The organism is Algibacter ulvanivorans (genome assembly GCF_048381495.1).
In the GTDB taxonomy this organism is placed as follows: domain Bacteria; phylum Bacteroidota; class Bacteroidia; order Flavobacteriales; family Flavobacteriaceae; genus Algibacter_B; species Algibacter_B ulvanivorans.
Map to the genome: position 1 here is coordinate 935,181 of NZ_JBLWGD010000001.1, position 25,023 is coordinate 960,203.

The 25,023-nt window shown below is 32.4% G+C and carries 23 protein-coding genes; 13 read left to right on the plus strand and 10 right to left on the minus strand.

The window, feature by feature from the left end:
* Positions 1 to 8: 8 nt before the first annotated feature.
* From ACNG5D_RS04340 to ACNG5D_RS04350, 3 genes are all read left to right on the plus strand, one after another.
* Complete coding sequence (locus tag ACNG5D_RS04340) at positions 9 to 1,859, plus strand: TonB-dependent receptor plug domain-containing protein (RefSeq protein WP_418182264.1); 1,851 nt, start codon at positions 9 to 11, stop codon at positions 1,857 to 1,859.
* 10 nt (positions 1,860 to 1,869) lie between these two features.
* Positions 1,870 to 2,916 (plus strand): DUF5074 domain-containing protein, encoded by a 1,047-nt coding sequence (locus tag ACNG5D_RS04345; RefSeq protein ID WP_418182265.1) that lies wholly within the window; start codon positions 1,870 to 1,872, stop codon positions 2,914 to 2,916.
* 134 nt (positions 2,917 to 3,050) lie between these two features.
* Entirely contained in the window at positions 3,051 to 4,019 is a 969-nt protein-coding gene (locus tag ACNG5D_RS04350; protein WP_418182266.1) for a T9SS type A sorting domain-containing protein, read from the plus strand.
* 62 nt (positions 4,020 to 4,081) lie between these two features.
* Here the strand turns inward: ACNG5D_RS04350 and ACNG5D_RS04355 are convergent, their stop codons facing one another.
* Together ACNG5D_RS04355 and ACNG5D_RS04360 are read right to left on the minus strand one after the other, a co-directional pair.
* Positions 4,082 to 4,807: a Dph6-related ATP pyrophosphatase gene (locus ACNG5D_RS04355; RefSeq protein WP_418182267.1), complete on the minus strand. Its 726-nt coding sequence runs from the start codon at positions 4,805 to 4,807 to the stop codon at positions 4,082 to 4,084.
* Complete coding sequence (locus ACNG5D_RS04360; protein WP_418182268.1) at positions 4,800 to 6,275, minus strand: S41 family peptidase; 1,476 nt, start codon at positions 6,273 to 6,275, stop codon at positions 4,800 to 4,802. The genes ACNG5D_RS04355 and ACNG5D_RS04360 overlap by 8 nt, the downstream gene beginning before the upstream one ends.
* 319 nt (positions 6,276 to 6,594) lie before the next feature.
* Between ACNG5D_RS04360 and ACNG5D_RS04365 the strand changes: the two genes are divergently transcribed.
* The 4 genes from ACNG5D_RS04365 to ACNG5D_RS04380 are packed head-to-tail and all read left to right on the plus strand — an operon-like array spanning position 6,595 to position 8,759.
* On the plus strand, positions 6,595 to 7,104 hold the full coding sequence (locus tag ACNG5D_RS04365) for an RNA polymerase sigma factor (RefSeq protein ID WP_418182269.1): 510 nt from the start codon (positions 6,595 to 6,597) through the stop codon (positions 7,102 to 7,104).
* Positions 7,091 to 7,567 (plus strand): hypothetical protein, encoded by a 477-nt coding sequence (locus ACNG5D_RS04370; RefSeq protein WP_418182270.1) that lies wholly within the window; start codon positions 7,091 to 7,093, stop codon positions 7,565 to 7,567. The genes ACNG5D_RS04365 and ACNG5D_RS04370 overlap by 14 nt, the downstream gene beginning before the upstream one ends.
* 42 nt (positions 7,568 to 7,609) lie before the next feature.
* The gene (locus ACNG5D_RS04375; RefSeq protein ID WP_418182271.1) at positions 7,610 to 8,200 is read left to right on the plus strand and encodes a DUF4252 domain-containing protein; all 591 of its coding nucleotides are present in this window, start codon (positions 7,610 to 7,612) and stop codon (positions 8,198 to 8,200) included.
* 16 nt (positions 8,201 to 8,216) lie between these two features.
* Positions 8,217 to 8,759: a DUF4252 domain-containing protein gene (locus tag ACNG5D_RS04380; RefSeq protein WP_418182272.1), complete on the plus strand. Its 543-nt coding sequence runs from the start codon at positions 8,217 to 8,219 to the stop codon at positions 8,757 to 8,759.
* A 273-nt stretch (positions 8,760 to 9,032) separates the two neighbouring features.
* On the opposite strand, the gene purB is transcribed toward ACNG5D_RS04380, so the two are convergent.
* On the minus strand, positions 9,033 to 10,376 hold the full coding sequence (purB, locus tag ACNG5D_RS04385; RefSeq protein WP_418182273.1) for an adenylosuccinate lyase: 1,344 nt from the start codon (positions 10,374 to 10,376) through the stop codon (positions 9,033 to 9,035).
* Positions 10,377 to 10,451: 75 nt separating this feature from the next.
* Positions 10,452 to 11,024, minus strand: coding sequence for an adenylosuccinate lyase (locus ACNG5D_RS04390; protein ID WP_418182274.1), 573 nt, complete (start codon positions 11,022 to 11,024; stop codon positions 10,452 to 10,454).
* Positions 11,025 to 11,060: 36 nt separating this feature from the next.
* On the opposite strand from ACNG5D_RS04390, the gene ACNG5D_RS04395 reads away from it, so the two are divergent.
* On the plus strand, positions 11,061 to 11,534 hold the full coding sequence (locus ACNG5D_RS04395; protein ID WP_418182275.1) for a heme-binding domain-containing protein: 474 nt from the start codon (positions 11,061 to 11,063) through the stop codon (positions 11,532 to 11,534).
* Positions 11,535 to 11,560: 26 nt separating this feature from the next.
* Positions 11,561 to 12,796: a glycosyltransferase gene (locus ACNG5D_RS04400; RefSeq protein ID WP_418182276.1), complete on the plus strand. Its 1,236-nt coding sequence runs from the start codon at positions 11,561 to 11,563 to the stop codon at positions 12,794 to 12,796.
* On the opposite strand, the gene ACNG5D_RS04405 is transcribed toward ACNG5D_RS04400, so the two are convergent.
* Entirely contained in the window at positions 12,793 to 13,473 is a 681-nt protein-coding gene (locus ACNG5D_RS04405) for an SIR2 family NAD-dependent protein deacylase (RefSeq protein ID WP_418182277.1), read from the minus strand. The two genes, ACNG5D_RS04400 and ACNG5D_RS04405, sit on opposite strands and share 4 nt — an antisense overlap.
* Before the next feature lie 86 nt (positions 13,474 to 13,559).
* On the opposite strand from ACNG5D_RS04405, the gene ACNG5D_RS04410 reads away from it, so the two are divergent.
* Entirely contained in the window at positions 13,560 to 14,216 is a 657-nt protein-coding gene (locus ACNG5D_RS04410) for a TrmH family RNA methyltransferase (RefSeq protein WP_418182278.1), read from the plus strand.
* A 105-nt stretch (positions 14,217 to 14,321) separates the two neighbouring features.
* On the opposite strand, the gene ACNG5D_RS04415 is transcribed toward ACNG5D_RS04410, so the two are convergent.
* The 3 genes from ACNG5D_RS04415 to ACNG5D_RS04425 form a co-directional block, all read right to left on the minus strand.
* Positions 14,322 to 15,098 (minus strand): carboxypeptidase-like regulatory domain-containing protein, encoded by a 777-nt coding sequence (locus tag ACNG5D_RS04415; RefSeq protein WP_418182279.1) that lies wholly within the window; start codon positions 15,096 to 15,098, stop codon positions 14,322 to 14,324.
* A 92-nt stretch (positions 15,099 to 15,190) separates the two neighbouring features.
* Complete coding sequence (locus tag ACNG5D_RS04420) at positions 15,191 to 16,996, minus strand: DEAD/DEAH box helicase (RefSeq protein ID WP_418182280.1); 1,806 nt, start codon at positions 16,994 to 16,996, stop codon at positions 15,191 to 15,193.
* A gap of 275 nt (positions 16,997 to 17,271) precedes the next feature.
* On the minus strand, positions 17,272 to 18,153 hold the full coding sequence (locus tag ACNG5D_RS04425) for a LysR family transcriptional regulator (RefSeq protein ID WP_418182281.1): 882 nt from the start codon (positions 18,151 to 18,153) through the stop codon (positions 17,272 to 17,274).
* Between the two features lie 81 nt (positions 18,154 to 18,234).
* Here ACNG5D_RS04425 and hutH point away from each other — a divergent pair, with 81 nt between their 5' ends.
* Genes hutH through hutI form a run of 3 tightly spaced genes read left to right on the plus strand, consistent with a single transcriptional unit; the run spans position 18,235 to position 22,963 of the window.
* A complete protein-coding gene (gene hutH / locus ACNG5D_RS04430; protein WP_418182282.1) occupies positions 18,235 to 19,728 on the plus strand; it encodes a histidine ammonia-lyase in 1,494 nt (497 codons plus the stop codon).
* A gap of 5 nt (positions 19,729 to 19,733) precedes the next feature.
* Positions 19,734 to 21,731 carry a urocanate hydratase gene (locus ACNG5D_RS04435; protein ID WP_418182283.1) on the plus strand — a complete coding sequence of 666 codons (1,998 nt, stop codon included), beginning with the start codon at positions 19,734 to 19,736 and terminating at the stop codon, positions 21,729 to 21,731.
* Positions 21,731 to 22,963 carry an imidazolonepropionase gene (gene hutI / locus ACNG5D_RS04440; RefSeq protein ID WP_418182284.1) on the plus strand — a complete coding sequence of 411 codons (1,233 nt, stop codon included), beginning with the start codon at positions 21,731 to 21,733 and terminating at the stop codon, positions 22,961 to 22,963. Before ACNG5D_RS04435 ends, hutI begins: the two co-directional genes overlap by 1 nt.
* Before the next feature lie 3 nt (positions 22,964 to 22,966).
* Here hutI and ACNG5D_RS04445 read toward each other — a convergent pair whose 3' ends face one another.
* Both ACNG5D_RS04445 and ACNG5D_RS04450 read right to left on the minus strand, forming a co-directional pair.
* On the minus strand, positions 22,967 to 24,199 hold the full coding sequence (locus ACNG5D_RS04445; RefSeq protein ID WP_418182285.1) for a M48 family metallopeptidase: 1,233 nt from the start codon (positions 24,197 to 24,199) through the stop codon (positions 22,967 to 22,969).
* A 5-nt stretch (positions 24,200 to 24,204) separates the two neighbouring features.
* The gene (locus tag ACNG5D_RS04450; RefSeq protein ID WP_418182286.1) at positions 24,205 to 24,999 is read right to left on the minus strand and encodes a TrmH family RNA methyltransferase; all 795 of its coding nucleotides are present in this window, start codon (positions 24,997 to 24,999) and stop codon (positions 24,205 to 24,207) included.
* Positions 25,000 to 25,023: the final 24 nt, after the last annotated feature.

Here is a 25,023-nt window from a genome sequence, read left to right on the forward strand (position 1 = left end):
ATAAGATTATGAGATATAACTATATAACATGCTACTGTTTATTGTTTTGCTTTTGCCATTTTGCACAAGCTCAGTTAGACTCTATCCAAAAGTTAGACGAAGTTATTGTAAGCGATAGTAAATTAAAAAAATATATTTCTGGAGTTAAAATAGAAATATTAAAAGATTCTATTATTAACAAAAATGGAACGTCGTTAACCAATTTATTAGCTTTTAACTCTAACTTATATTTTAAAGAAAACGGGTATGGCATGGTTTCATCGCCATCGTTTCGTGGTACTAGTGCCTCACAAACGGCTGTGGTTTGGAATGGAATTAATATTAATTCGCAATTAAATGGGCAAACCGATTTTAATACTATAAATACATTAAATTATAGTTCTATTGCAGTAAGAAGCGGCGGCGGAAGCGTACAATATGGTACAGGAGCCATTGGTGGTAGTATTCATTTAAACAATCGTTTAAATTTTACAAATCATTTCGAAACAGATATTATAACTGGTTACGGCAGCTTTAATTCTAAAAAAATAGGGCTAAAAACCTCTTGGGGTAATAAACTATGGACCGGTAATATTGGTGTAGCTTATGTAGACTCAGACAACAATTACAAGTATTTAGGAACCAATATGGTTAATGAAAATGGAGCATTTAATAACTTAAACTTAAATGTTAATTTAGGTGTATTTATTTCAAATAAAGATGTTTTAAAACTTTATAACCAAAGCTATGCCGGAAATCGTAATTTTTCGGGCACATTAGTTGGGCCTTCTAGAAGTAAATATGAAGACGAAAATTATAGAACCATGTTAGAATGGTCTAGAATTTCAGGAAAGTTTACCTCTAAGCTAAAAGTGGTTCATTTGCATGAATTATTTAAATATTTTGAAAATAAAGATAAAGAGGCTTTTAGTTTAGGTAAAGTAAATACATTATTAATAAACCATAATTTTAATATTCATTTTAATAATAAACTACAATTAAAAACCATTTTAGAATATTCTAATGCTAAAGGAAAAGGCGATAGTTTTAATGAGCCGGTAAGAAACATATTTTCTACTACTGTGTTGCTTAATCATAAACCTAATAACTTATTAAGTTATGGCATTAATCTAAGACAAGATTTTATAACAGGACATGAGAGACCCTTTGTATTTTCTGTTAATGCAGATTTAGATTTATTTGAACATTATAAAATTCAAATAAACGGCTCTAAAAACTACCGTATACCCACTTTTAACGATTTATATTGGGAACCAGGAGGTAATTTAAACTTAGTACCAGAATCATCTTATCAAATAGATTTAGGGCAACAGTTTAATTACAATAACTTTAATATTAAATTAAATGGTTATTACATTAATACAAAAGACATGATTCAATGGCTACCAGATACTACCGGCACGTGGTCGCCAATAAATGTTGGAGAAGTTGCTAGTTACGGTGCCGAGTTAGAAGTAAAATCGCATTACAACATTAACAAGCATCAATTTAATTTCTCTGGGCATTATTCTTATACCATTTCAGAAAATTTAGAAACTAAAAAACAACTTATTTATGTGCCATATCATAAAGGAAATTTAAATATAGCATATCATTATAAAGAGGCTACAGTATATTATCAGCATGTATTTACCGGAGAAGTTTTTACCACAGAAGATAACATTAAAGGAAGATCTACATCTTTAAAAAGTTTTGATGTAGGAAATATAGGGTGTAATTATACGCTTTTTAAAAACACAAAAAATAAATTAGAAACAGGAATTGTAATAAAAAACATTTTTAATGAGATTTATGAAAATGTAGCTTTTAGACCAATGCCAAACAGAAATTTTAATATTCAACTTAATTATAAATTTTAATAAATAGAAAATGAAGAGAATTATTTTATCAATTTTATCCGTGTTTATTTTATCTTGTTCTAGCGATGATGACGGTGGTGTACAGTTGCCTTTAGGCGATTACGATAACGGTATTTTAGTTAGTGGAGAAGGCGGACCATCGTCTGTGTCTTATATCTCTGATGATTACTTAACCGTAGAAAACGAAATTTACTATAACGTAAATAACGAAAACTTAGGCGTATATTTACAATCTATAGGTTTTAACGACAATTTAGCGTATATAATTACAGATAATGCTAATACGATTACTATAGTAAATAGGTACACATTTTTAAAAGAAGCTGAAATTACAACAGGTTTATTAACACCAAGGTTTATTACTTTTTTAAATGGAAAAGGATATGTAACAAACTGGGGCGATGGTACCGATGCAACTGATGATTTTATAGCTGAAATAGATTTAAACACAAATACAGTTACAGATACTTTTTCTGTAGATGAAGGTCCAGAACGTATTTTAGCAAAAGGTGATAATTTATATGTATCACATAAAGGTGGTTATAATATTAATAATATAATTTCTGTAATTGATACTGCCGATAATAGTATTGAAACCATTACTGTTAATGATGCACCAGATGAAATGGCTTTAGATTCTAACGGAAACTTAGTTGTTTTATGTAGTGGTGATAATAGAACTTGGATGAGCGATTTTGTTGAAACAGCTGGTTCTATAACAAGAATTAACACAAGTAATGATACGGTTATATCTACAAATGAGTTTCCATTAGGGTCTCATCCAGGGTTAATGGCACATGATAATGGTGCTGCCTATTATGTTTTAAGTAATAAAGTTTATAAGCTAGACGATAACGATACCACATTACCAACAGCATCTGTTCTAGATTTAACAGCAGGGTACGCTTATGGTCTTTCTGTAAATAACGATAAGTTATACGTAACCGATGCAAGTTTTACTGGCCAAAGCGAATTATTAATTTATAGCTTAGATACCGCTACACTTATAAAATCTTTTGATGTAGCCTTAGGAGCATCAAAAATTTATTTTAACTAAAAAAATAAAGAGTTTTTGTTAGCAGAAAACATTTTTTAATAAATGTTGCACGCTATTACAGAATATTTAAATAACAAAATAAGAAAACAGTTGCGCATTGTAACTGTTTTTTTTACACTCAATTTTAAAAAAAAATGAAACAAAATTACTTTTTTAAAGCAGTTTTACTGCTAATTAATTTAACCATAAATGCACAATCTTATGCGCCACCAGCAGGCGAAGATGGTACAACAGCTATTCATAGAGATGACAATGTTTTTATATCGTGGGCAACAGGTGCAACTATAGTTCGTGGTCCTCAAGATATAACCAACCCTACTGGGCCTTATGCCAATGTAGGCGTTGCAGAAAATGCCATTGGTAAATCTAATGGGCAAATAGTTAGTCTTGGTGATGGTGGAATAGCAACTTTAACTTTTAGCGAACCAATTACGAATAACGACGGATTTGATTTTGCTGTTTTTGAAAACGGTTTTAGTAATACTTTTCTAGAGTTAGGTTTTGTTGAGGTAAGCTCTAACGGAACAGATTTTTTTAGATTTCCGTCGCATAGTCAAACGCAAACCAGTACACAAGTAGGTGGTTTTGGTAGTATTGATGCAACTTATATTAATAATTTTGCAGGAAAATATAGAGCAAATTATGGAACACCTTTTAATCTAGAAGATATTACCGATAATGCATTATTAAATAAAAATGCCATTACGCATGTTAGAATTATTGATGTTATTGGTACAATTAACCCAGAGTACGCAACTTACGATAGTTATGGGAATATAGTTAACGATCCTTATGCTACACCTTTTGGCTCTTCTGGATTCGATTTAGATGCCGTTGGTGTTATAAATGATATGACATTGAGTATAAAATACAATGTAAATAAAAATGCTTTAAAGCTATATCCAAATCCAGCAATATCAACATTTCAAATACCAGATATTGGTGTTTTAGAAATTTATACAATTTCTGGGCAATTAATTTTAAGAAAGCACTTAAAATTTAAACAAACTCCTGTACAAATAAATCAGTTACATGCTGGAGTTTACATGGTTAAGTTAATTAATGCTAAAGGCGTGTTTAGCCAAAAGCTAATAAAAAAATAAGCTTAATTTAATGGCGTTTAATAAACCGATTACCCATAAATTATTGTGGTTAATAGGTTTTGTTATTCAGGAATTAAATCGCAATACCAAACGCCATATTTTTCTGCATCGTTTATACAAACAGAATCGTTATTGGTTTTTGGCGTATCGTACTCACGATAAATTTTTTCACCAATAGAAAATGAGATGGGATTATTAAATATAGGGCCATCAAAACAAAAGGTATGAAACTCGCCATTTTCACCGCAAGGATCTACACCATCAGGTAAGTTGTTTATAAAGTTTTTATCTATAACAGTTCCAACAAAATCTTCATTAAAATATTTAGAATTTGCACAAACTATAATGGTTTTAAAACCTAAATTTAAAAACTCGTTTAAAAGTGCTTTTGAGTCTTGTTTCCAAAGCGGAAATATAGCTTTTATGTTTTGTTGCGCAAGTTGTTGTTCTCTATAAGTTCGTAAATCTTCAAGAAAAATATCTCCAAATACTGTATGTGTGAAACCTTCTTTTTTTAATCTAGAAATAGTTTCTGTCATTTTTTGTTCATAGAGTTCCATGCTTGGCATTTCAGGAAGTTCTATTAAACTTGCAGGAATATTAATAGCGTTGGTTTGAGCTATTAATAGTTCTTTTCTTAAGCCGTGCATAGATACACGATTATAATGACTATTTATAGTAGTTATTAATTCTTTTACCGTGTAGCGCTGATCTTGTAATATATGGTATAAGGCTAAGGCCGAATCTTTTCCAGAACTCCAGTTAAAATAGGTTTTTAACTTATTCAATTGTTAAGTTTTTAAGTAAATTTGTTGGTATTTGTTTGTTGGAATACATGCCTAAGCCCGAAGGAATGTTTTCTTTACTGAAATGCGTAAACTTAATTTTGCTTGTTTTTTGCGATATAAAACGACCAGAATTTGTAATATTAGCAATTGCTGCTGCAAGTAGTGGTTCGTCTTGGTTGCCAAGTACCCCCATATTGTTTATATCTTCGGGTAGTAAAATATTAGGTTCTAAACCATTAAAATAATCGGTTTTTCCATTTACATTAAGCGATTTGTATATTAAAGGGAGCATGGCGTAGGTGTGCCCAGGGTTAGCGCCTTGCCTTCTATAATTAGGAGAATCGTAAATAATAGTCGAAGCTTGATATTTACCTCGTGTTGCTGTGCCAATTTGCACAACGTCTATATACGGTATTAGTGAATTTATAACTAACTCGCTAGCAGAAGCGCTGTAGTATGAGGTTAAAATATAAACCTTAGGCAATTGTAAACTATTTATTGATGCACCATCGTAGTTATCTATAAATCTATTTATAAGCGATTCTGGGTTTTGGTCTTCTAAGGCAGATTGAAACTCAGAGTTCCATTGTTCGGTACTAAAAACATCTCCAGTAAATTGTCCTGTTATTAGGCTAGACAATAAAATAGCTGTACTTACAGAACCCCCAGAATTATAACGTAAATCTAAAACTAACTCGTCTATACTAGAGCTTTTAAATGTGTTAAAAATACGGTTTAATTCGCCATCAAAAGGACTTGTAAAGCCATTATACATTAAATAACCTATTTTTTTGCTTTCTATATCTAAAATAGTATTTTTAAATATGGGATTTTCTGAGTATTGAGATTTGTTTAAGGTAACAGTTTCTGTGGTTTCATCAATAAAATCGTCTGTAGTATCATTAGGTGTAGCGTTGTCGTTATAGCTACCAAAACTTATGGTGTAGCTACTTGGGTTTGTAAGTTGTAAACGGTTAGTATTTGTGAGTTGTACGCCATCAACAGCATAAAAAATATCACCTCGTTTAACACCTTGGCTTTCTGCACTTGTATTAGGTAATACATGTGTTACTATACCGTACCTGTTTGTGCTCGAAGAGGGCATTTCGAACTCTAAAAACTCCATACCGTTACTTATTGATACGCCATCTAGAGCTTGCTCTAGGGCAATATAATTACTAAAAAGCCTACTAAACCTATCTACAGTTTCAGGTTGGTATCTAAGATTTTCAAATAAACTTGAAGGCGAAGAAAAGCTGTTTAAATAATTGACGTACTCGGTATTGTTTGAAAAACGATTGTTTGCTAAATCCGGCACATCATCTTTATATAGATAATATATATTTAAGCCTTTCCAGATAAAATCGTTTATATCTCTGCCTGTTACAGAAATATCGTCATTATCTTCAAAACAACTAGTAAAAAATAAGGCGGCAAAAATTAGTATTAGGGCATATAGGTTTTTCATGTATTGCAATTTTGTATAAGTAGTCTGTAAAACCCTAAAATTACTTACATTATTGTGTATTTCCTATTCTTCATTAAAAATATAACTATATGTTAGCAGTTTTGCTGTATTTAGACAGGTATCTCGCATAATGAAAATGGATTGCAACAGAACATTTATAGTCATAAATTAAAATAAAAACGAAAGAATAAAAGCCTTATTTTTTTAGGGTTACGCTCAATTTTTAATTGTTTTTTTATTTGTATTGTAACAAAACAAATACATGCTCGTCGTAATATTAAATAGCCGTAACTAAGCTGTTTTTTTAAACCAAACCAAAATGACTCAAAAGGAGTTTTTAAATATTGTAATGCCTTTTAAAGATAAAGTATTTCGTTTAGCGAAACGATTATTGGTATCTACAGAGGAAGCCGAAGATGCAACGCAAGAAGTGTTACTTAAGCTGTGGAATAATAAGCTAAAAATGGCTGAGTATAAAAATGTTGAAGCGTTTTCGATGACTATGACAAAAAATTATTGTTTTGATAAATTAAAATCGAAACAAGCACAAAATTTAAAAATTGTACATAGTAATTATGAAGAAAAGAATACACCTTTACAAAAACAGGTTGAATTAAATGATAGTGTAAGTTGGGTAGCAAAAATTATAGAAGAGTTACCAGAGCAACAAAAAATGATAATTCAGTTAAGAGATATAGAAGATTATGATTTTGATGAGATAGCTAAAATGCTAGACATGAATAATACAGCAGTAAGAGTAGCCTTATCAAGAGCCAGAAAAACAATAAGAGAAAAATTAACAAATACACATAGTTATGGTGTTAAATAATATAGAAAAGTTACTAGAAAAGTACGAAAACGGAGAAACATCGCTTAAAGAAGAGCAGCAGTTAAAAAACTATTTTTCGCAAGAAACTGTAGCGCCACATTTAGAGATTTATAAGCCCATGTTCGCATATTTTTTGGTAAACAAGCAAGAGCAATTTACTAAAGACGTTCCATTAAAAACGAAAATAAATTTTAAATACAAATGGATTTCTGTCGCAGCAGTAGCGGTGCTTATGCTAGGGTTTTATTTTGGTACTTCAATAGGTCAAACAGACTTAGGTACTTATAACGATCCAGAATTGGCTTTTAATGAGTTTTCGAAATCTATGGAAATGATTTCTTCTAAATTCAACAAAGGCGCATCAACAGTTAGCTATCTTGGTGAAGTAAATAAAGGTACTTCAACTTTAGGATATCTTAACGAAGTAGAAAATACTACAAGTATAATTTTTAAAAAGAAATAATTAAAGTACCGAGTTTGTTTTCGGTGTAAAAAGAACTAAATAATGAAATTAATTAAATTAAAAACAAGAACGATGAAAAATAAATTAATAATATTAGTAATAGCCATTATGTTAATGCCTTTTACTGGAATGGCGCAAAAAGATGTATTTGAAAAATATAGTGATAATGCAGATGTTACTTACGTATCCATTAAACCCAAAATGTTTCAAATGATAGCCAAAATGGGTATTAATGTAGACGATGCCGAGGCTAAAGCTTATATGGATATGGTGCAAAGTATTACTAGTTTTAAAACTATTGTAACAGATAATAAGGTAATTTCTGCCGATTTATCAAAATGGGTAAAATCGCGCTCTGGAGGTTTAGAAGAATTAATGGAGGTTAAAGACGATGGTAGCGAGGTAAAGTTTTATGTTAAAGAAGGTAAAGATGCAGACCATGTAAAAGAACTTTTAATTTTTGTAAATGGCATTGATAAAATGATGGACGATAAAATTGAAATTAATGGTAAAGAGCGTAAAATTGAAACCGTTGTAGTATCGTTAACTGGAGATATAGATCTTAATCAAATATCAAAACTTACAGATAAAATGAATATTCCAGGAGGGCAGCATTTAGAAAAAAACAAATAAAAACAAAACATCAATCATGCAACGAACAATCAAATTTCTAGCATTTGCATTTTTTACCACAGTTATATTAGCAAGCTGTGGTAATAATGCTAGTTTGCAACATTATTATGTAGATAACCAAGAATCTAAAAATTTTATTTCGCAAGATTTGCCATTATCAATGGTCGAGATTGATAAATCTAATTTTACAGACGAGCAAAACGAGGCCTATAACTCGGTTAATAAATTAAACTTTTTAGGATATAAGGCTAACAAGAATGATATCGAGGCTTATAATACCGAAATTGCAAAAGTAAAAACTATTTTAAGCGATAGTAAGTATAACGATTTAATGGAGTTTAGCGATAAAGGCAATAAAATATACGTTAAGTATATAGGTAACGATGATGAAGCAGATGAGGTAGTTGTTTTTGGTAGTGCTAAAGAAATGGGGTTTGGTATCGTTAGAATATTGGGCGATGATATGAATCCTGAAAAAATGGTTACTTTAATTAATGCCATGCAAAAAGCTAATATTGAAGAAGACCAAATAGAAAATATTATGAATTTTTTTAAATAATTTATAGTAATTATGTTAATGTAAAAAGCTTCCTAAATAGGAAGCTTTTTTTATTTGTTTAAAAAAGAAAAAGAATTTTATTCTTGATTGTCTTTTTTTGAATTAGATTTTGAATAAAAAATATTAATTACAATAGTAAAAAATATAATAGTTAAAATTGTTAGTATAACAAAATTGTCTAGAATATCAAGTATCCCAAAAACAAAAATACTAACAGCCATAACCCCTGTAAGCACTAAAGAACTTTTGTTATCTAACAACATAGGTTTAAAATTATATACCAGTATAGTTACTAGGTGTAATACGTTTTAATTCGTCTTTTATTGTGTTTGAAACTTCTAAGGTATCAATAAAATTTGAAATAGAATCTTGATTTATTTTAGTGTTCGTTCTAGTTAAACCTTTTAAAGCCTCATACGGGTTTGGATAGCCTTCGCGACGTAAAATGGTTTGGATAGCTTCGGCAACAACAGCCCAATTGTTCTCTAAATCTTCGGCAAATTTACTTTCGTTTAAAAGTAATTTGTTTAAGCCTTTTAAAGTCGATTTAAAACCAATAAGTGTATGCCCAAAAGGTACACCAACGTTTCTTAAAACGGTACTATCTGTTAAATCGCGTTGTAATCTAGAAACAGGTAGTTTAGCCGAAAGGTGCTCGAAAATAGCATTGGCTATACCTAAGTTACCTTCAGAGTTTTCAAAATCTATAGGGTTTACTTTATGCGGCATGGCAGAGCTACCAACTTCGCCTGCTTTAATTTTTTGTTTAAAATAATCCATAGACACGTAAGTCCAGATATCTCTATCTAAATCTAGAATAATGGTATTAATACGTTTTAGAGTATCAAACAAAGCTGCCATGTGGTCGTAATGCTCAATTTGCGTAGTCGGGAACGAGTGTTGTAAGCCTAATTTTTCTTGTACAAATTGGCTACCAAATGCTTTCCAATCAATATCTGGATAAGCAACATGGTGCGCATTAAAATTACCCGTTGCACCACCAAATTTGGCAGCACTTGGTATATCGTTTAATAAATTAAATTGCTCTTCTAGACGAACCACAAAAACTTCAATTTCTTTACCTAAGCGTGTTGGCGATGCTGGTTGCCCATGTGTTCTAGCTAACATAGATACATTTGCCCAGTCTTTAGACAAGTCTTTTAATTTTTCTAGAACTATTAAATATTCAGGTACATAAACTTGGTTCATAGCTTCTTTAATACTTAAAGGAATAGCCGTATTGTTTATGTCTTGAGAGGTTAAACCAAAATGTATAAATTCTTTGTATTGCGATAGGTCTAAGGCGTCAAATTTTTCTTTTATAAAATATTCAACAGCTTTTACATCATGGTTGGTAACGCTTTCAATTTTTTTAATGGCAAGCGCATCATCAGCCGAAAAATCTTTGTAAATGGCTCTTAAACTATCAAAAACAGAGGTGTTAATAGATTCTAGTTGAGGTAAAGGAATTTCGCAAAGCGCAATAAAATATTCTATTTCAACTAAAACACGGTATTTAATTAAGGCTTCTTCAGAAAAATATGGAGCCAATTCACTTACTTTACTTCTGTAACGTCCATCTATAGGCGATATGGCGTTTAATGCTGATAATGACATAATTTATGTTTGGTTTTTTGAAGTTGCAAAGATAGAATTTTTACACCGAAGACCGAATATTGAGGATAGAAGTTTTTATGATTTATGTTTCTTTATTTTTTTTAAAATTTGCCTTGCTCTTGCTTTAAAAGCTGCACTTTGTTTGGTGAAATCTTCTTCTAAAATACGGGCTAGTTCTGGGTATACCCAATCGTATTCTTTTCCAAATAAAAAAAGTGTGGTCATACTGTATGCTTTTGGTGCTACTTTTTCATCATTAATCATGTAATCAAAACAGTTTTCTATAATCCGTTCTTTGTGAGTTGTTGTTAATACATGCTTAATTTTGTTGTCTATTTTAGAGGTGTATGCCTTTGCTAAAAACTCACAAATTTTAGCAACAGGCCTAACTGCAGAGTCTAAATGTACTTTATGCATGTTTTTTGTAAACACCTCTAAATAAGGTATTATAGTTTCTATATTGTGGTTACACATAAATTCGAAAACCCAAGCGGCCCTTGGCGATATTTTGTCATTAACCATAAAAAGAATATCTAGTAACTTAGGAATTAATTCTGGGTTGTTTTGCATTAAATGCGCATAATACAAACGTTTTTCTCGCGAGTGGTTAACGTAATTTAATTCGTTGTAAAGTTGTTCTGTAGTCAAAAGGATTTCTTATTTTTATACAATAAAAGTATTAAAATGAAGATTATAAAAAAAGTTATAATTTTATTGCTTATTGTATTTGTAATAGCACAATGTTTTGGTCCAGATAAAAATGAAGGGCATTTAACATCAATTGAAGCTTTTATGGCAGAGACTAACCCGCCCGAAGATGTAAAAGTTATTTTAAAAGAGGCATGTATAGATTGCCATAGTAATGTAACCAAATACCCTTGGTATTCTAAAATTACGCCTATTAATTATTGGCTGGACGACCATATTAAGCATGGTAAAAAACATTTTAATTTATCTAATTGGGACGGTAACTCAACCAAAAGGAAAGATCATAAATTTGAAGAGCTTATAGAAATGGTTGAAGCCAAAGAAATGCCTTTAAATTCGTATACTTGGATGCATAGTGAAGCAAAACTTACCGATAAACAAATAAAAGCTGTTATAGATTGGGCTAAAATGGTACGATTAAAATATGCTCTTGAACCTAAGCCAGAATAATCATTTAATAACTACAACATATTATAATGCTTAAGCAGTTGTTAATTATAGGCTTTGTTTGGCCAGAGCCTAAAAGTTCTGCTGCTGGTTGTAGAATGATGCAGCTTATTGCGTTTTTTCAACAACAAAATTATCAAATAACATTTGCAAGCCCTTGTGCTAAAAGTGATAATGCCTTTAATTTAAAAAGCATAGGTGTTTATCAAGCGTCTATAGAGCTAAATAGCACTTCATTTGATAGTTACGTGAAAGAGTTAAACCCCGATGTTGTATTGTTTGATAGGTTTATGATGGAAGAACAATTTGGTTGGCGTGTGTCTGAACAATGCCCCAATGCGCTTAAAATTCTAGATACAGAAGATTTGCATTGCTTGCGTAAAGGACGCCACCAAGCATTTAAAGCCGAAAAACCATTTGATGATTCATATTTATTTAGCGATATAGCAAAACGAGAAATAGCAAGTATTTATAGAAGTGATTTGAGCTTGATTATTTCTGAAGCAGAAATGGATATTTTAAAAAATAAGTTTAAAATAGACCAGGCATTATTGGTGTACTTGCCGTTTATGTTAGATTCTATTACAGAAGAACAAATAAATAAACACTCTAAATTTGAAAATAGGAACCATTTTATAACCATCGGAAATTTTTTGCACGAACCCAATTATAATGCTGTTTTATATTTAAAAAATACAATTTGGCCCTTAATAAGAAAACAATTACCAAAAGCCGAATTGCATGTGTATGGGGCTTATGCGTCTCAAAAAGTAAACCAGTTAAACAATACAAAACAAGGGTTTTTAATTAAAGGCTTTGCAAACCATGTAAGCCAGGTTATGCAAGACGCTAAAGTATGTTTGGCACCTATTAGGTTTGGTGCTGGTTTAAAAGGAAAGTTAATAGATGCCATGATTAATGGAACACCTTGTGTTTTAACAAGCATTGGTGCAGAAGGTATGTTTGGCGCTTTAAAGCCCAATGGCTTTATTGAAGACCATCCTGAAATATTTGCTAATAAAGCTGTAGAGTTGTACAAAAATGAAACATTATGGTATAGTTTTAAGGATAACGGATTTGAAATTATAAATAAACGTTTTAATAAAGAAGAGCATCAAAACAATTTTTTAAAATCTATTCTTAATACACAAGCTAACCTTAAAGCACACCGCCAAAATAACTTTACGGGATTAATATTACAGCATCATATTATGCAAAGCACGAAGTTTATGAGTAAATGGATTGAGGCTAAGAATAAAAATTAAATTGTTTTTAGTAATTCTATTGCTTTTTTAACGCCAGTTGTTGCATTTTCGGCAATTACGGTTAAATGCGCTTTACTATCCATATTGGGTTTCGGGTCAATAAAAAATATTGGTGTGTTTTCTGGAACATAATGCATTAAGCTGGCTGCTGGGTAAACTTGCATGGAAGTACCAATTATAATTAAAATATCTGCGGTTTCGCAAACGTTAACGGCTGTTTCAATCATCGGGACATCTTCGCCAAACCAAACAATATGAGGTCTTAATTGGTGCCCCATTTCGCATAAATCGCCTAAAACTAAATCGGTTTTCCATTCTTTAATATTGTTGGCATTATTGGTGCTTCTAACTTTTAATAATTCGCCATGTAAATGAATTATATTAGTGCTGCCAGCGCGTTCATGTAAATCGTCAACATTTTGAGTAATGATAGTAACTTTATAGTTTTGTTCTAATTCTGCTAAGTGAAAATGAGCTTTATTAGGTTTTACTTCAAATAACTGTTTTCTACGTTGGTTATAAAAGTTTAAAACCAATTCTGGGTTTGTAGCAAAGCCTTGAGGTGTAGCAACTTCCATAACATCGTGCCCTTCCCATAATCCATTAGCATCTCTAAAGGTTTTTATGCCACTCTCGGCACTTATTCCAGCTCCAGTAAGTACAACTATGTGTTTCATTTAATTTTAAAAAAAGGGTGTTTGTTCAAATATACTAAGTATGTATTATTTAGCATAGAGATAAAAAACTTTCTTAATTTTGAAGTATGATAGATTTAAAACTCTTAGAACATTTAGAAACTTACCTTACCGAACATAGAAAAAACCGTTTTGCTAAAGTTTTGTCTCAACGCACAAAGCATTTTACGGTTGCTACTGAAGATGTTTACCAGCTCCATAATACTAGTGCAGTTATACGAAGTTGCGATGTTTTTGGTATTCAAGAGGTTAATATTGTAGAAGAGCGAAACTCTAAACGCATTGATAGGGAAATTGCAATGGGGGCTCAAAAATGGGTAGATTTAAATAGGTACCAAAGTGTAAAAACTTGTATAAAAGATTTAAAGCGTAAAGGGTATCAAATTGTAGCAACAACGCCACATACAAACGATTGCGAGTTGTATGATTTTGATGTAGCAAAAAAATCTTGTTTTTTCTTTGGTAGAGAAACCGAAGGCTTATCTCAAGAGGTTTTAAATGAAGCAGATTGTTTTTTAAAAATACCCATGGTTGGTTTTACAGAGAGTTTAAACATATCGGTTTCTGCGGCTATAATTTTACAACATGTTACATCTAAGCTTAAAAAAACAGATGTGAGTTGGCAATTAACGAAACAAGAAGTAATTGATAAACGTTTAGATTGGTGTAAAAAAACAATTAAAAGCTACGATGAGATTATTGAACGTTTTTATGAAAGTGAGTAGCTAACCGCGTTAGGGATTGCAATGTAAAGCCCACAGCCCGACAACGGAGGTGCGAGGACTTGCAATGTAAAGCCCGACCCTTGTGGTAACGCCCTAATAATTATTTTAAATTTTTCTGCTTCGGCCTCTGCTTAGTAGTTTGTATTCTTCGTAGCATTCGCTTATGGCATCTAGTATTTGTAAGTCGTTTGCAGTTTGTATAAAGCCTTTAGAGTAGTTGCATTGGCTTACAATTTCATCTAAATCTACGCGTTCTACTTGTAATAAAACGGTAAGCATTTCTCTATCAAAACGAGAGGCTAATAGGTTTCTAATCTCATCGTCTTGTTTCATTTTTTTTAGCTTTCTAAGCTCGTTTGGTTTTTTGCCAAACATGCGGTGTAAGAAGTCTGCAGGATTAAAAATAGAGCCAATAACTTTGGTTAGCCCCGATTTTTTACTGGCTTCGTAACCAGAACCTTGAAGCCCCGATATGCTATATCTGTAATTGGTGTTAATATCTGGTACTTGCTTAATGTCTACTTCTAAATAGCCTGTAAGTTTTAGTTGGTTTACAACAACTTCTTCTAGTGCTAATGCTAATTCGGTTAATTCTATTTTAGAGCTTCCAAATTTTAGCCAGTCGTTAGTAACACGAACTTTAATAGATTTAAAACCTAAATACGAAAAGTGTAGCGTATCGTTAGCTTTTGCAGAAATACTAAACTCGCCTTTTTTATTAGTAGTTGTACCTATAACTTGGTTTAGGTTAACGATGTTTACACTTTCTAGAACAGAAGCATCGGCCGAGTTTATTACAACCCCTAAAACCTTATCTGCTTCTTGGGCTATAGATATAGCAGAAGTTATAAGTAAGGTAAAAAGTAAAATGTAATGCTTCATAAGTTAAATTTCCATACCAAAAGTAATAAACAAAACGGCATTAATTGCCGTTATGTTTTATTTTGACTTAAAATTAACAAAAAAGTTTAAGCTTATCGTCTAGAACGTCTAGGCCTAGAGTTGCCAAAATCGTTATTTTCTGAACGTCTTGGTTTAGATTTTCCTTCGTTTCTGCGTCTGTCACTTCTGTTACCAGAAGCGCCTTTTTTGTCGTCACGTCTTCCGCCACGTCTGTCGTCGCGTCGTTTTCCGCCATCGCGTTTTTTGCCACGTCTATCTCCGCGTCTGCCACCACCACGATTTTCAGATACTTCTACGTTTACAAAACGGCCTTCGTGTTTAAAGTCGGTAAAGTGTGCTAAAACTTTCTCTTTTAATTCGTTTTCGGTGTTAAAAAACGAGAAACTGTCTTTAGTTTCAACTTTAAAAATATCATCTCTACCTAGATTTAGCTGTTCTTTTAAAAAGTCTTTAAGCTTCATCCAGTCAAAACCATCTTTTCCTCCAACATTAATAAAGTATCGTGTAGAGTTTCCGCCACCTTTACGGCCTTCACTACTATCAAACGAACCTTCGTCAATGTTTAAGTTTTTTGCTTTTTGGTAGTAATTATAGAAACGTGTAAACTCAACGGAGAAGAATTTTTTAATTAGTTCATCTTTATCAGTATCTGCAAAAAGTTCATTTATGTTATCTAAATGCTTATCAATTTCGTGGTTTATTTCGGTGTTATGAATTTTATTGGCAAGCGACATTAATTGTACTTCGCAAATGCTGGCACCATCAGGAATATCTTTTTTATCAAATTGGCGTTTAATAATGCGTTCAATGCTTTTTATTTTACGCACTTCGCTTTTTGAAACAATAACCATAGAAACGCCTGTTTTACCTGCACGACCGGTTCTACCAGAGCGGTGCGTGTAGGTTTCAATTTCATCTGGTAATTGGTAGTTTATTACGTGTGTAACATCATCAACATCAATACCACGAGCTGCAACATCGGTAGCAACAAGCATTTGTATTTGTTTGTTTCTAAACGATTTCATGACTATATCACGTTGGTTTTGACTTAAATCGCCATGTAATGCGCCAGCGCTATACCCATCTTCAATTAATTTTTCGGCAACTTTTTGCGTGTCGCGTTTTGTTCTACAAAAAATAACCGAAAATATATCTGGGTTTGCATCCGATAGGCGTTTTAAGGCTTGGTAACGGTCTCTTGCATTTACTAAATAATATTCATGCGATACATTAGTTGTGCTTTCGTTTTTATTACCAACGGTAATTTCTTGTGGGCTATCCATAAAGTTTTTAGCAATTCTTGCTACTTCTCTTGGCATAGTTGCAGAAAATAACCACGTGTTTTTATCTGCTGGTGTATGCGATAAAATATCGGTAATATCTTCTTTAAAGCCCATGTTTAACATCTCATCAGCCTCATCTAAAACCGAGTATTGTATTTTAGAAATATCAACCAATTTACGGTTAATCATATCTTTCATACGCCCAGGTGTAGCTACTATAATTTGAGCACCACGTTTAATTTCGCGAGCTTGGTCTGTAATGCTAGAGCCACCGTAAACGGCAACTACATTTAAACCTTTACAGTATTTACCATACAATTTCATTTCGTTGGTAATTTGTAAACAAAGCTCTCTGGTTGGCGATAAAATTAAACCTTGTGTGGTTCTGCTTGCCACATCAATTTTTTCTAACATCGGGAAACCAAAGGCAGCAGTTTTACCAGTTCCGGTTTGTGCTAGTGCTACCAAATCGGTTTCAGAGTTTAATAAAATTGGGATTGCTTTTTCTTGAACTTCACTAGGTTTTACAAAACCTAAATCTGTAATAGCTTGTAATAGGTCGTTATTAAGACCTAAATCTTGGAATGTGCTCATTCTTGTTTTATGTATGCGATTTAATTATGTAGTGTTACATAAAGAAGCGAATCGACATACTTAACCTAAACTTCCTGTAACACATCCTCACTCTGAGGAATTTAAACTCTTTTATTTTTCGAGTTTCAAGCGGCAAAGATACATTTTTATTTTTAACTAAATTTTTAATTCTTTTTTGGGCGTTTTAACACGCTTTACGCTGTATCTTTTTTTCGTGCCTCAAAAAAGGATGCCGCTTCAATCGTTAACGCAAATAACAAACTGTTTTTTGTTTTTTATTTAATAAGTGTAATCATTTTATTTAAAATAGGGTTTCTGTTATCTTTATTCCAAACCAATGACAATGTAGTGCGTTGCGAAATTTTATTTAGCTCTATAAATTTTATATTCTGGTTGTTTGCTGTTTGTAACGATTTTGGAACAATAGAAATACCAAAGTTGTTTTCAATTAGTTTATAAATAGAACTGGCATGAATAGTGTTATGCGCAATGGTTGGATTAAAACCGTGAGCATCAAAAATTTGCATTACTTTTTCAAAATACGAAGCACTATATTTAGGATCAAACAAGATAAACGATTCGTTTTTAAACTGTTTTAAACTTTTAAATGTGTTTTGGTTTATAGTATGGTTTGCAGGAAGTGCTAAACAAAAGGGTTCTTTTAAAACAGGTAATATGTAAAGCGATCGTGGTACTCTATCTAATCTTACAAAACCCAAATCAATATCGCCAGAAATTAAGCTGTCTATTTGGTCTTGATTATCCATCTCTTTTAAGCCAAAATGTATATTGGGCGTTTCTTTATTTAGTTTAATTAATAATTCTGGAATAATTTTTTGCATGGCAGACCCAACATATCCAAATTTTAAATAACCCTCAATACCGTTGTTTAATAATTTTGCATGATTAAAAATAGCGTCTAAATTTTTTAAACTTCTAGTTAATTCATCTTTAAGGTATTGCCCTGCTTGAGTTAATTCTACCTTTCTGTTGTGGCGCTCAAACAGTATAATGCCTAAATCGTCTTCCATTTGTTTAATTTGCCTGCTTAAACCTGGTTGCGAAATAAATAATCTTTCGGCAGCTCGCCTAAAATGTAACTCTTCGGCAACAGCAATAAAATATTTATAATGTCTTAGTTCTAATTGATTACTCATAGTTATCAATAGGTGTGTTAAATGGTCTTTTAAAGCATTAAAAATAATAATAACTTTGATGGTATAAAAACAAAATCGAAAATGATTTTTAAATACGGTATAGATAACTTAACGGTTAACAAAGTAATAAATATAGCACGTGGTAATTTAAAAACTATAATTACTACTGAAGCTAGACAAAATATTATTAATTGTAGGCAAAAAGTAAATGCCATGGCAAATGGTAATAAAGCTGTGTATGGTATAAATACTGGTTTTGGCCCATTATGCGATGTGCAAATTACACCCCAAGAAACAAGTAAGTTACAAACAAACCTATTAATTACTCATGCCGTAGGTGTAGGGCAACCTATTAATAGTGAGCTTTCTAAAATAATGATGATTTGTAAAGTACATGCTCTATGTCAAGGTTATTCTGGTGTTAGTTTAGAACTTATAGAGCGTATTTTATATTTTATTGATCATAATTTGTTGCCCGTCGTGCCAGAACAAGGTTCAGTAGGTGCATCTGGAGATTTAGCACCATTATCACATTTGTTTTTGCCATTAATTGGCGAAGGTGAATTTTGGGAAAATGGAACAATAAAAACTGCTAAACAGGTATTGCAAGCGCATAGTTTAACGCCATTAACCTTAAAAGCTAAAGAAGGTTTGGGTTTAATAAATGGTACACAATTTATTCTAGCACACACCATAGTTGGTTTAAAAAAAATGGAATATTTACTTGATTTGGCAGATGTTTCTGGCGCTATGAGTATTGAAGGCTATCAAGGAAGTTTTTCTCCTTTTAAAGACGAGTTGCATAGAATTAGACCTTTTAAAGGCACTATAGAAGTGGCAGAGCGTATGTTTATGTTATTGTATAAATCGCAAAATGTAAATTCGCATGAAAATTGCGGGCGTGTACAAGACCCTTACTCCATGCGATGCATTCCGCAGGTACATGGGGCTTCCAGGAATGCCTATTATCATTTAAAAGAATTGGCAGAAATAGAAATGAACTCCGTAACAGATAATCCTATTGTATTAAGTGATACAGAGGCTATTTCTGGAGGTAATTTTCATGGACAACCTTTGGCTATGGCTCTAGATTATGGATCAATAGCCGCAGCAGAATTAGGAAATATAGCAGACCGAAGATGTTACTTATTACTAGAGGGTAAGTTTGGGTTACCAAGATTACTAACCGCAAGCGGAGGCTTAAATTCCGGTTTTATGATACCGCAATATACAACTGCAGCGTTGGTTACAGAAAATAAATCGTTGTGTTTTCCGCCTTCGGCCGATAGTGTTCCAACATCACTCGGACAAGAAGATCATGTTTCTATGGGAAGTATTTCTGGTAGAAAATTTAATCAAATATTAGAAAATTTAGAAAAAATTTTGGCTATAGAGTTAATGTATGCCGCACAAGCCTTAGAGTTTAGAAGGCCAAATACGTTTTCTGATATTATTGAAGAAAATTTCAAAATTATAAGAAGTAAAGTCGATAAACTGGAAGACGATAGAGTTTTAAAAGATGATATTAATGCTATGATTAAATTGGTTAAAAATCAAGCTTTCAACTTAAGATAAAAAAAATGACGTTTAAAGAACAGATATTACAAGGTATACCTTCTGCTTTGCCAGAAAAAAAAGCATACCCTAAACATATAAATAGGGCACCTAAAAGAAAAGATATTTTAAGTGAAAAAGAAAAGCAATTAGCAATAAGAAATGCATTAAGATATTTTCCCAAAGAGTGGCATGAAGAATTAGCCGTCGAGTTTGCTCAAGAATTAAAAACTTTGGGTAGAGTGTATATGTATAGATTTAAACCAGAGTATAAAATATATGCAAGAGCAATTGCCGAATATCCATCAAAATCCTCTCAGGCTGCAGCTATTATGTTAATGATTCAGAATAATCTCGATCCAGCTGTAGCTCAACACCCAGAAGAATTAATAACTTACGGCGGTAATGGAGCTGTGTTTCAAAATTGGGCTCAATACTTGGTAGTTATGCAATATTTGGCCACCATGACAGATAAACAAACGTTACATATTTACTCTGGGCATCCTATGGGTTTATTTCCATCATCTAAAAACGCACCAAGAGTTGTTGTTACTAATGGTATGATGGTGCCTAATTATTCGTCGCCAGACCATTGGGAAAGGTTTAATGCATTAGGTGTAACACAATATGGGCAAATGACGGCGGGTTCGTTTATGTATATTGGCCCACAAGGCATTGTTCATGGAACAACAATTACTGTAATGAATGCGTTTAGAAAAATACTGCCTAAAAATGAAAATTCTAAAGGAAAAATATTTCTAACAGCAGGGTTGGGAGGTATGAGTGGTGCACAACCTAAAGCAGGAAATATAGCTGGATGTATAACCGTTTGTGCAGAAGTAAACCCAAAAGCAGCTAAAAAGAGGTATGAACAAGGTTGGGTAGACGTATTGATAGATGGTATTAACGATTTAGTTGTTAGAGTGCAACAAGCACAACAGAAAAATGAAGTGGTATCTATAGCCTATATAGGTAATGTAGTTGAAGTTTGGGAGCGTTTTGATGAAGAAAATATTTTTATTCATGTTGGCTCAGATCAAACATCACTACATATTCCCTGGACAGGAGGTTATTACCCTGTAGGAATATCGTATGAAGAGTCAAATAGACTAATTAGAGAAGCGCCAGAAGTTTTTAAAATAAAAGTTCAAGAGTCTTTAATTAGGCATGCTAATTCTATAAATAAACATACTAAAAAAGGCACATATTTTTTTGATTACGGTAATGCGTTTCTTTTAGAAGCATCAAGGGCAGGTGCAGACGTAATGACAAAAAATGGTATCGATTTTAAATACCCGTCTTATGTTCAAGATATTTTAGGTCCCATGTGTTTCGATTATGGTTTTGGTCCGTTTCGTTGGGTATGTACTTCTGGAAAACTGGAAGATTTAGATCGTACAGATAAAATTGCAGCTAATGTTTTGCAAGAAATTATGGAACAGGCTCCAGAAGAAATAAAATTGCAAATGCAAGACAATATAACTTGGATTAAAAATGCAAAACAAAATAAAATGGTTGTAGGTTCTCAAGCTCGTATTTTATATGCCGATGCCGAGGGGCGGGCAAAAATAGCAGAAGCTTTTAATAAAGCTATTGCATCAGGTAAAATTGGACCAGTTGTTTTAGGAAGAGACCATCATGATGTTAGCGGAACAGATTCGCCTTACCGAGAAACTTCTAATATTTACGATGGTAGTAAATTTACAGCCGATATGGCTATTCATAACGTTATAGGCGATAGTTTTAGAGGAGCTACTTGGGTTTCTGTGCATAATGGAGGTGGTGTTGGCTGGGGCGAAGTTATAAACGGAGGTTTTGGCTTACTACTAGACGGTAGCAAGAAAGCAGAAGAGCGTTTAAAAAATATGTTGTTTTACGATGTTAATAATGGCATAGCAAGACGAAGTTGGGCTAGAAATAAAGAAGCTATATTTGCTATTAAGCGAGAAATGAAAAGAACACCTAACTTAAAAGTAACAGTACCTAATTTAGTTGAAGACAGTTTATTAAACAATTTATTTTAATGGTAACTTTATTTAAAAATATAAAAGAACTTTTACAAGTAAGAATAGCTCCTGTTTCTTTTGTATCTGGTAAGGAAATGAATTTGCTTCCTTCTATAAAAAATGCATATTTGCTTGTTAAAGATGGCTTAATTTCAGATTTTGGTTCAATGCTTGATTGCCCAGAAGTAAATGGTAACGTTATTGATGCAACTGGAAAAATGATTTTACCCTCATGGTGCGATTCTCATACCCATATTGTTTATGCTGGTAACCGAGAAGCAGAATTTGTAGATAGAATTAATGGATTGTCTTATGAAGAAATAGCTAATCGAGGTGGCGGAATTTTAAATTCTGCTAAAAAACTTCAAGAAACTCCCGAAGATGTTTTATATAAGCAAAGTAAAACACGATTAGAAGAGGTTATGCAATTGGGTACAGGCGCTGTAGAAATTAAATCGGGGTATGGATTAACAAAAGAAGCCGAATTAAAAATGCTTCGCGTAATAAAAAAACTTAAAGCAAATTATCCAATAGAAATTAGATCTACCTTTTTAGGCGCGCATGCTGTTCCTGAAAGCTTTAAAGGGAATAAAGCTGGGTATTTAAAATTATTAATAGAAGAGGTTATTCCTGAGGTAGCAAAACAAAACTTAGCAGAGTATATTGATATTTTTTGTGAAACGGGGTATTTCTCGGCAGCAGATACCGAATTAATTTTAAAAGCAGGCGAAGTTTATGGGTTAACCCCTAAAATTCATGTCAACCAATTTACCGCTATTGGTGGTGTGCAAGTAGGAGTAAAATATAAGGCGCGTTCCGTAGACCATTTAGAAGAAATGCGAGATTTAGATATTGAAGCTTTAAAAAATACCAATACAATGCCTGTAGCTTTACCAGGATGCTCGTATTTTTTAAGTATACCGTATACTCCAGCAAGAAAAATGATTGATGCTGGATTGCCAATAGCATTAGCAACCGATTATAATCCAGGTTCGGCGCCATCTGGTAATATGAATTTTGTAGTGTCTGCAGCTTGTGTAAAAATGAAAATGACACCCGAAGAAGCTATAAATGCAGCTACCATAAATGGTGCTTATGCAATGGGTTTAGAAAGTAAATTAGGCTCAATAACAAAAGGCAAGCAAGCTAATTTAATTTTAACTAAACCACTAACGTCTTATGGTTTTATTCCATATGCGTTTGGTAATAATCAAATAGAACAGGTGTTTGTAAACGGTAAACCTGTTTAAGTATTATTTTCTTAAATTTTTAATACGTTGCAAAAGTGTAGGGTGCGAATAATGCATAAACACATAAGCTGGGTGTGGGGTTAAATTGCTCAGGCTATTTTTCGATAGTTTTTTAAGCGAGGTTATTAGTGGTTCGCCTTTATATGTATTTTTAGCATAATCATCTGCTTGGTATTCAAATTTTCTAGAAAACATATTCATAATTAAACCTGTAACCTCAGAAATAGGCGAGTAGAGTAATCCAAAAGCAATTAACCCAATATGAAAACTCGGAGTTTTAACTCCCAAAGCTCCCGATAATAGAGGGTTAGATATAAACAGCGATAAAATAAAAAGTGTTAAACCTGTTAATAGAATTGATGCAAATAAATTAAAAATAATGTGTTTCTTTTTGTAATGTCCAACTTCATGAGCTAAAACAGCAACAATTTCGTCGTCATTTAAATCATTAATTAAAGTATCGTAAAGTGTAACACGTTTTTCGCTTCCAAAGCCAGAAAAATAAGCATTTGCTTTTGTGCTTCTTTTAGAGCCATCAATTACAAAAATTTTATCCAATTTAAAACCTACTGTTTTGGCATAGGCCGAAATTTTATCGCGTAGTGTACCGGCTTCCAAAGGAGTTTGTTTATTAAAAAGTGGTACAATAAGTTTAGAGTAAAACATATTCATAAACAAAGTAAAAACAGCAACCAATGCCCATGCGTATAGCCAAAAATATTTTCCGGTGGCTTGGTAAAACCAAATAATTAAAGCTAAAATGCTACCACCAACAATAGCCATCATAAACCAACCTTTTATTTTATCTAAGAAAAATGTTTTTAGCGTTGTTTTGTTAAAACCAAATTTTTCTTCAATTACAAAAGTACTGTAATACGCAAAAGGTGTTGTTAAAATATCGCTACCAATCATAATAATACCAAAAAATATAAGGGCTGTAATTATGGGGTTTTCGCTATAACTTCTAGCTATGTTGTCTACAAATTGAAAGCCATTAAACCATAAAAAGCCTAAAGTTAGTAGTATAGAAAACGTTGAGGTTAGTAGTCCAAATTTATAATTTGTAGCTTTATAATTTTGCGATTTTTTATATTCGGCTTCGTTATAAACATCTTGTAAATCTTTTGGTAGCTTATCGTTAAAGTGTTTTGCATTTAAGGCGTCAAGAATTTTATCAACTATAAAATTGATAATAATTATACCGGTAATAATATAAAATAGGGTAGTAGCTGTCATTATGTTTATTTAAAATCACGTTGTCTTTTAGCTTCAAAAATAAGAATACCAGCAGCAACCGATACGTTCATAGAATCAATTTCGCCTTGCATGGGTATAATAATATTTTTAGTGGCATGTTTACGCCACTCATCGCTTAATCCAGTAGCTTCTGTGCCTACAACAATGGCTGTTGGTTGGGTGTAATCTTGCGTGTGGTATTGTACCGATTCTTGCAAAATAGCACTATAAATATTTATGTTTTTAGCTTTTAGAAATTCAATAATTTCGCTTGTAGTTCCGGTAGCAATTTGATTTGTAAATATACACCCTACGCTAGACCGAATAATATTAGGGTTATATAAATCTGTTTTTGGGTTAGCAATAATCACGGCATCAATATTAGCGGCATCAGCAGTTCTTAAAAGTGCTCCAATATTTCCGGGTTTCTCTGGTGCTTCGGCAATTAAAATTAAAGGGTTTTTATTTTTAAATTTTAAATTGTTTAATTGGTCTTTTTTAGAATTTGCAACAGCTAATAAACCTTCAGTTGTACCTCTGTAGGCTAATTTTTGATAGACTTCTTTAGAGATTTCAATAATATTAAGTGGCTGCGAGCCTAAATTGCTTAATTGCTCTGCCGAAAATAATTCAGGGTAAAATAAAACCGTTTCAAGCTTATATCCGCCTTTTATGGCGAGCGAAATTTCGCGAACACCTTCAATTAAAAAGGTACCTGTTTTTTTTCGTTCACGCGATTTGTCTTTTAACTGTGCAAGTTGTTTTATAAATGCGTTTTGTGGACTAAATATTTCTTTCATAAAAGTTATGCAAAAGTAATTGTT

Bases quoted from the DNA above. Each gene is read 5' to 3' on its own strand.
- ACNG5D_RS04410 (WP_418182278.1), top strand. From the start codon at position 13,560: ATGATAGATTTAAAACTCTTAGAACATTTAGAAACTTACCTTACCGAA.
- ACNG5D_RS04450 (WP_418182286.1), bottom strand. From the start codon at position 24,999: ATGAAAGAAATATTTAGTCCACAAAACGCATTTATAAAACAACTTGCA.
- ACNG5D_RS04405 (WP_418182277.1), bottom strand. From the start codon at position 13,473: ATGAAACACATAGTTGTACTTACTGGAGCTGGAATAAGTGCCGAGAGT.
- ACNG5D_RS04350 (WP_418182266.1), top strand. From the start codon at position 3,051: ATGAAACAAAATTACTTTTTTAAAGCAGTTTTACTGCTAATTAATTTA.
- ACNG5D_RS04375 (WP_418182271.1), top strand. From the start codon at position 7,610: ATGAAATTAATTAAATTAAAAACAAGAACGATGAAAAATAAATTAATA.
- hutH (WP_418182282.1), top strand. From the start codon at position 18,235: ATGATTTTTAAATACGGTATAGATAACTTAACGGTTAACAAAGTAATA.
- ACNG5D_RS04370 (WP_418182270.1), top strand. From the start codon at position 7,091: ATGGTGTTAAATAATATAGAAAAGTTACTAGAAAAGTACGAAAACGGA.
- ACNG5D_RS04420 (WP_418182280.1), bottom strand. From the start codon at position 16,996: ATGAGCACATTCCAAGATTTAGGTCTTAATAACGACCTATTACAAGCT.
- hutI (WP_418182284.1), top strand. From the start codon at position 21,731: ATGGTAACTTTATTTAAAAATATAAAAGAACTTTTACAAGTAAGAATA.
- ACNG5D_RS04395 (WP_418182275.1), top strand. From the start codon at position 11,061: ATGAAGATTATAAAAAAAGTTATAATTTTATTGCTTATTGTATTTGTA.
- purB (WP_418182273.1), bottom strand. From the start codon at position 10,376: ATGTCATTATCAGCATTAAACGCCATATCGCCTATAGATGGACGTTAC.
- ACNG5D_RS04415 (WP_418182279.1), bottom strand. From the start codon at position 15,098: ATGAAGCATTACATTTTACTTTTTACCTTACTTATAACTTCTGCTATA.
- ACNG5D_RS04380 (WP_418182272.1), top strand. From the start codon at position 8,217: ATGCAACGAACAATCAAATTTCTAGCATTTGCATTTTTTACCACAGTT.
- ACNG5D_RS04425 (WP_418182281.1), bottom strand. From the start codon at position 18,153: ATGAGTAATCAATTAGAACTAAGACATTATAAATATTTTATTGCTGTT.
- ACNG5D_RS04445 (WP_418182285.1), bottom strand. From the start codon at position 24,199: ATGACAGCTACTACCCTATTTTATATTATTACCGGTATAATTATTATC.
- ACNG5D_RS04365 (WP_418182269.1), top strand. From the start codon at position 6,595: ATGACTCAAAAGGAGTTTTTAAATATTGTAATGCCTTTTAAAGATAAA.
- ACNG5D_RS04340 (WP_418182264.1), top strand. From the start codon at position 9: ATGAGATATAACTATATAACATGCTACTGTTTATTGTTTTGCTTTTGC.
- ACNG5D_RS04435 (WP_418182283.1), top strand. From the start codon at position 19,734: ATGACGTTTAAAGAACAGATATTACAAGGTATACCTTCTGCTTTGCCA.
- ACNG5D_RS04360 (WP_418182268.1), bottom strand. From the start codon at position 6,275: ATGAAAAACCTATATGCCCTAATACTAATTTTTGCCGCCTTATTTTTT.
- ACNG5D_RS04400 (WP_418182276.1), top strand. From the start codon at position 11,561: ATGCTTAAGCAGTTGTTAATTATAGGCTTTGTTTGGCCAGAGCCTAAA.
- ACNG5D_RS04345 (WP_418182265.1), top strand. From the start codon at position 1,870: ATGAAGAGAATTATTTTATCAATTTTATCCGTGTTTATTTTATCTTGT.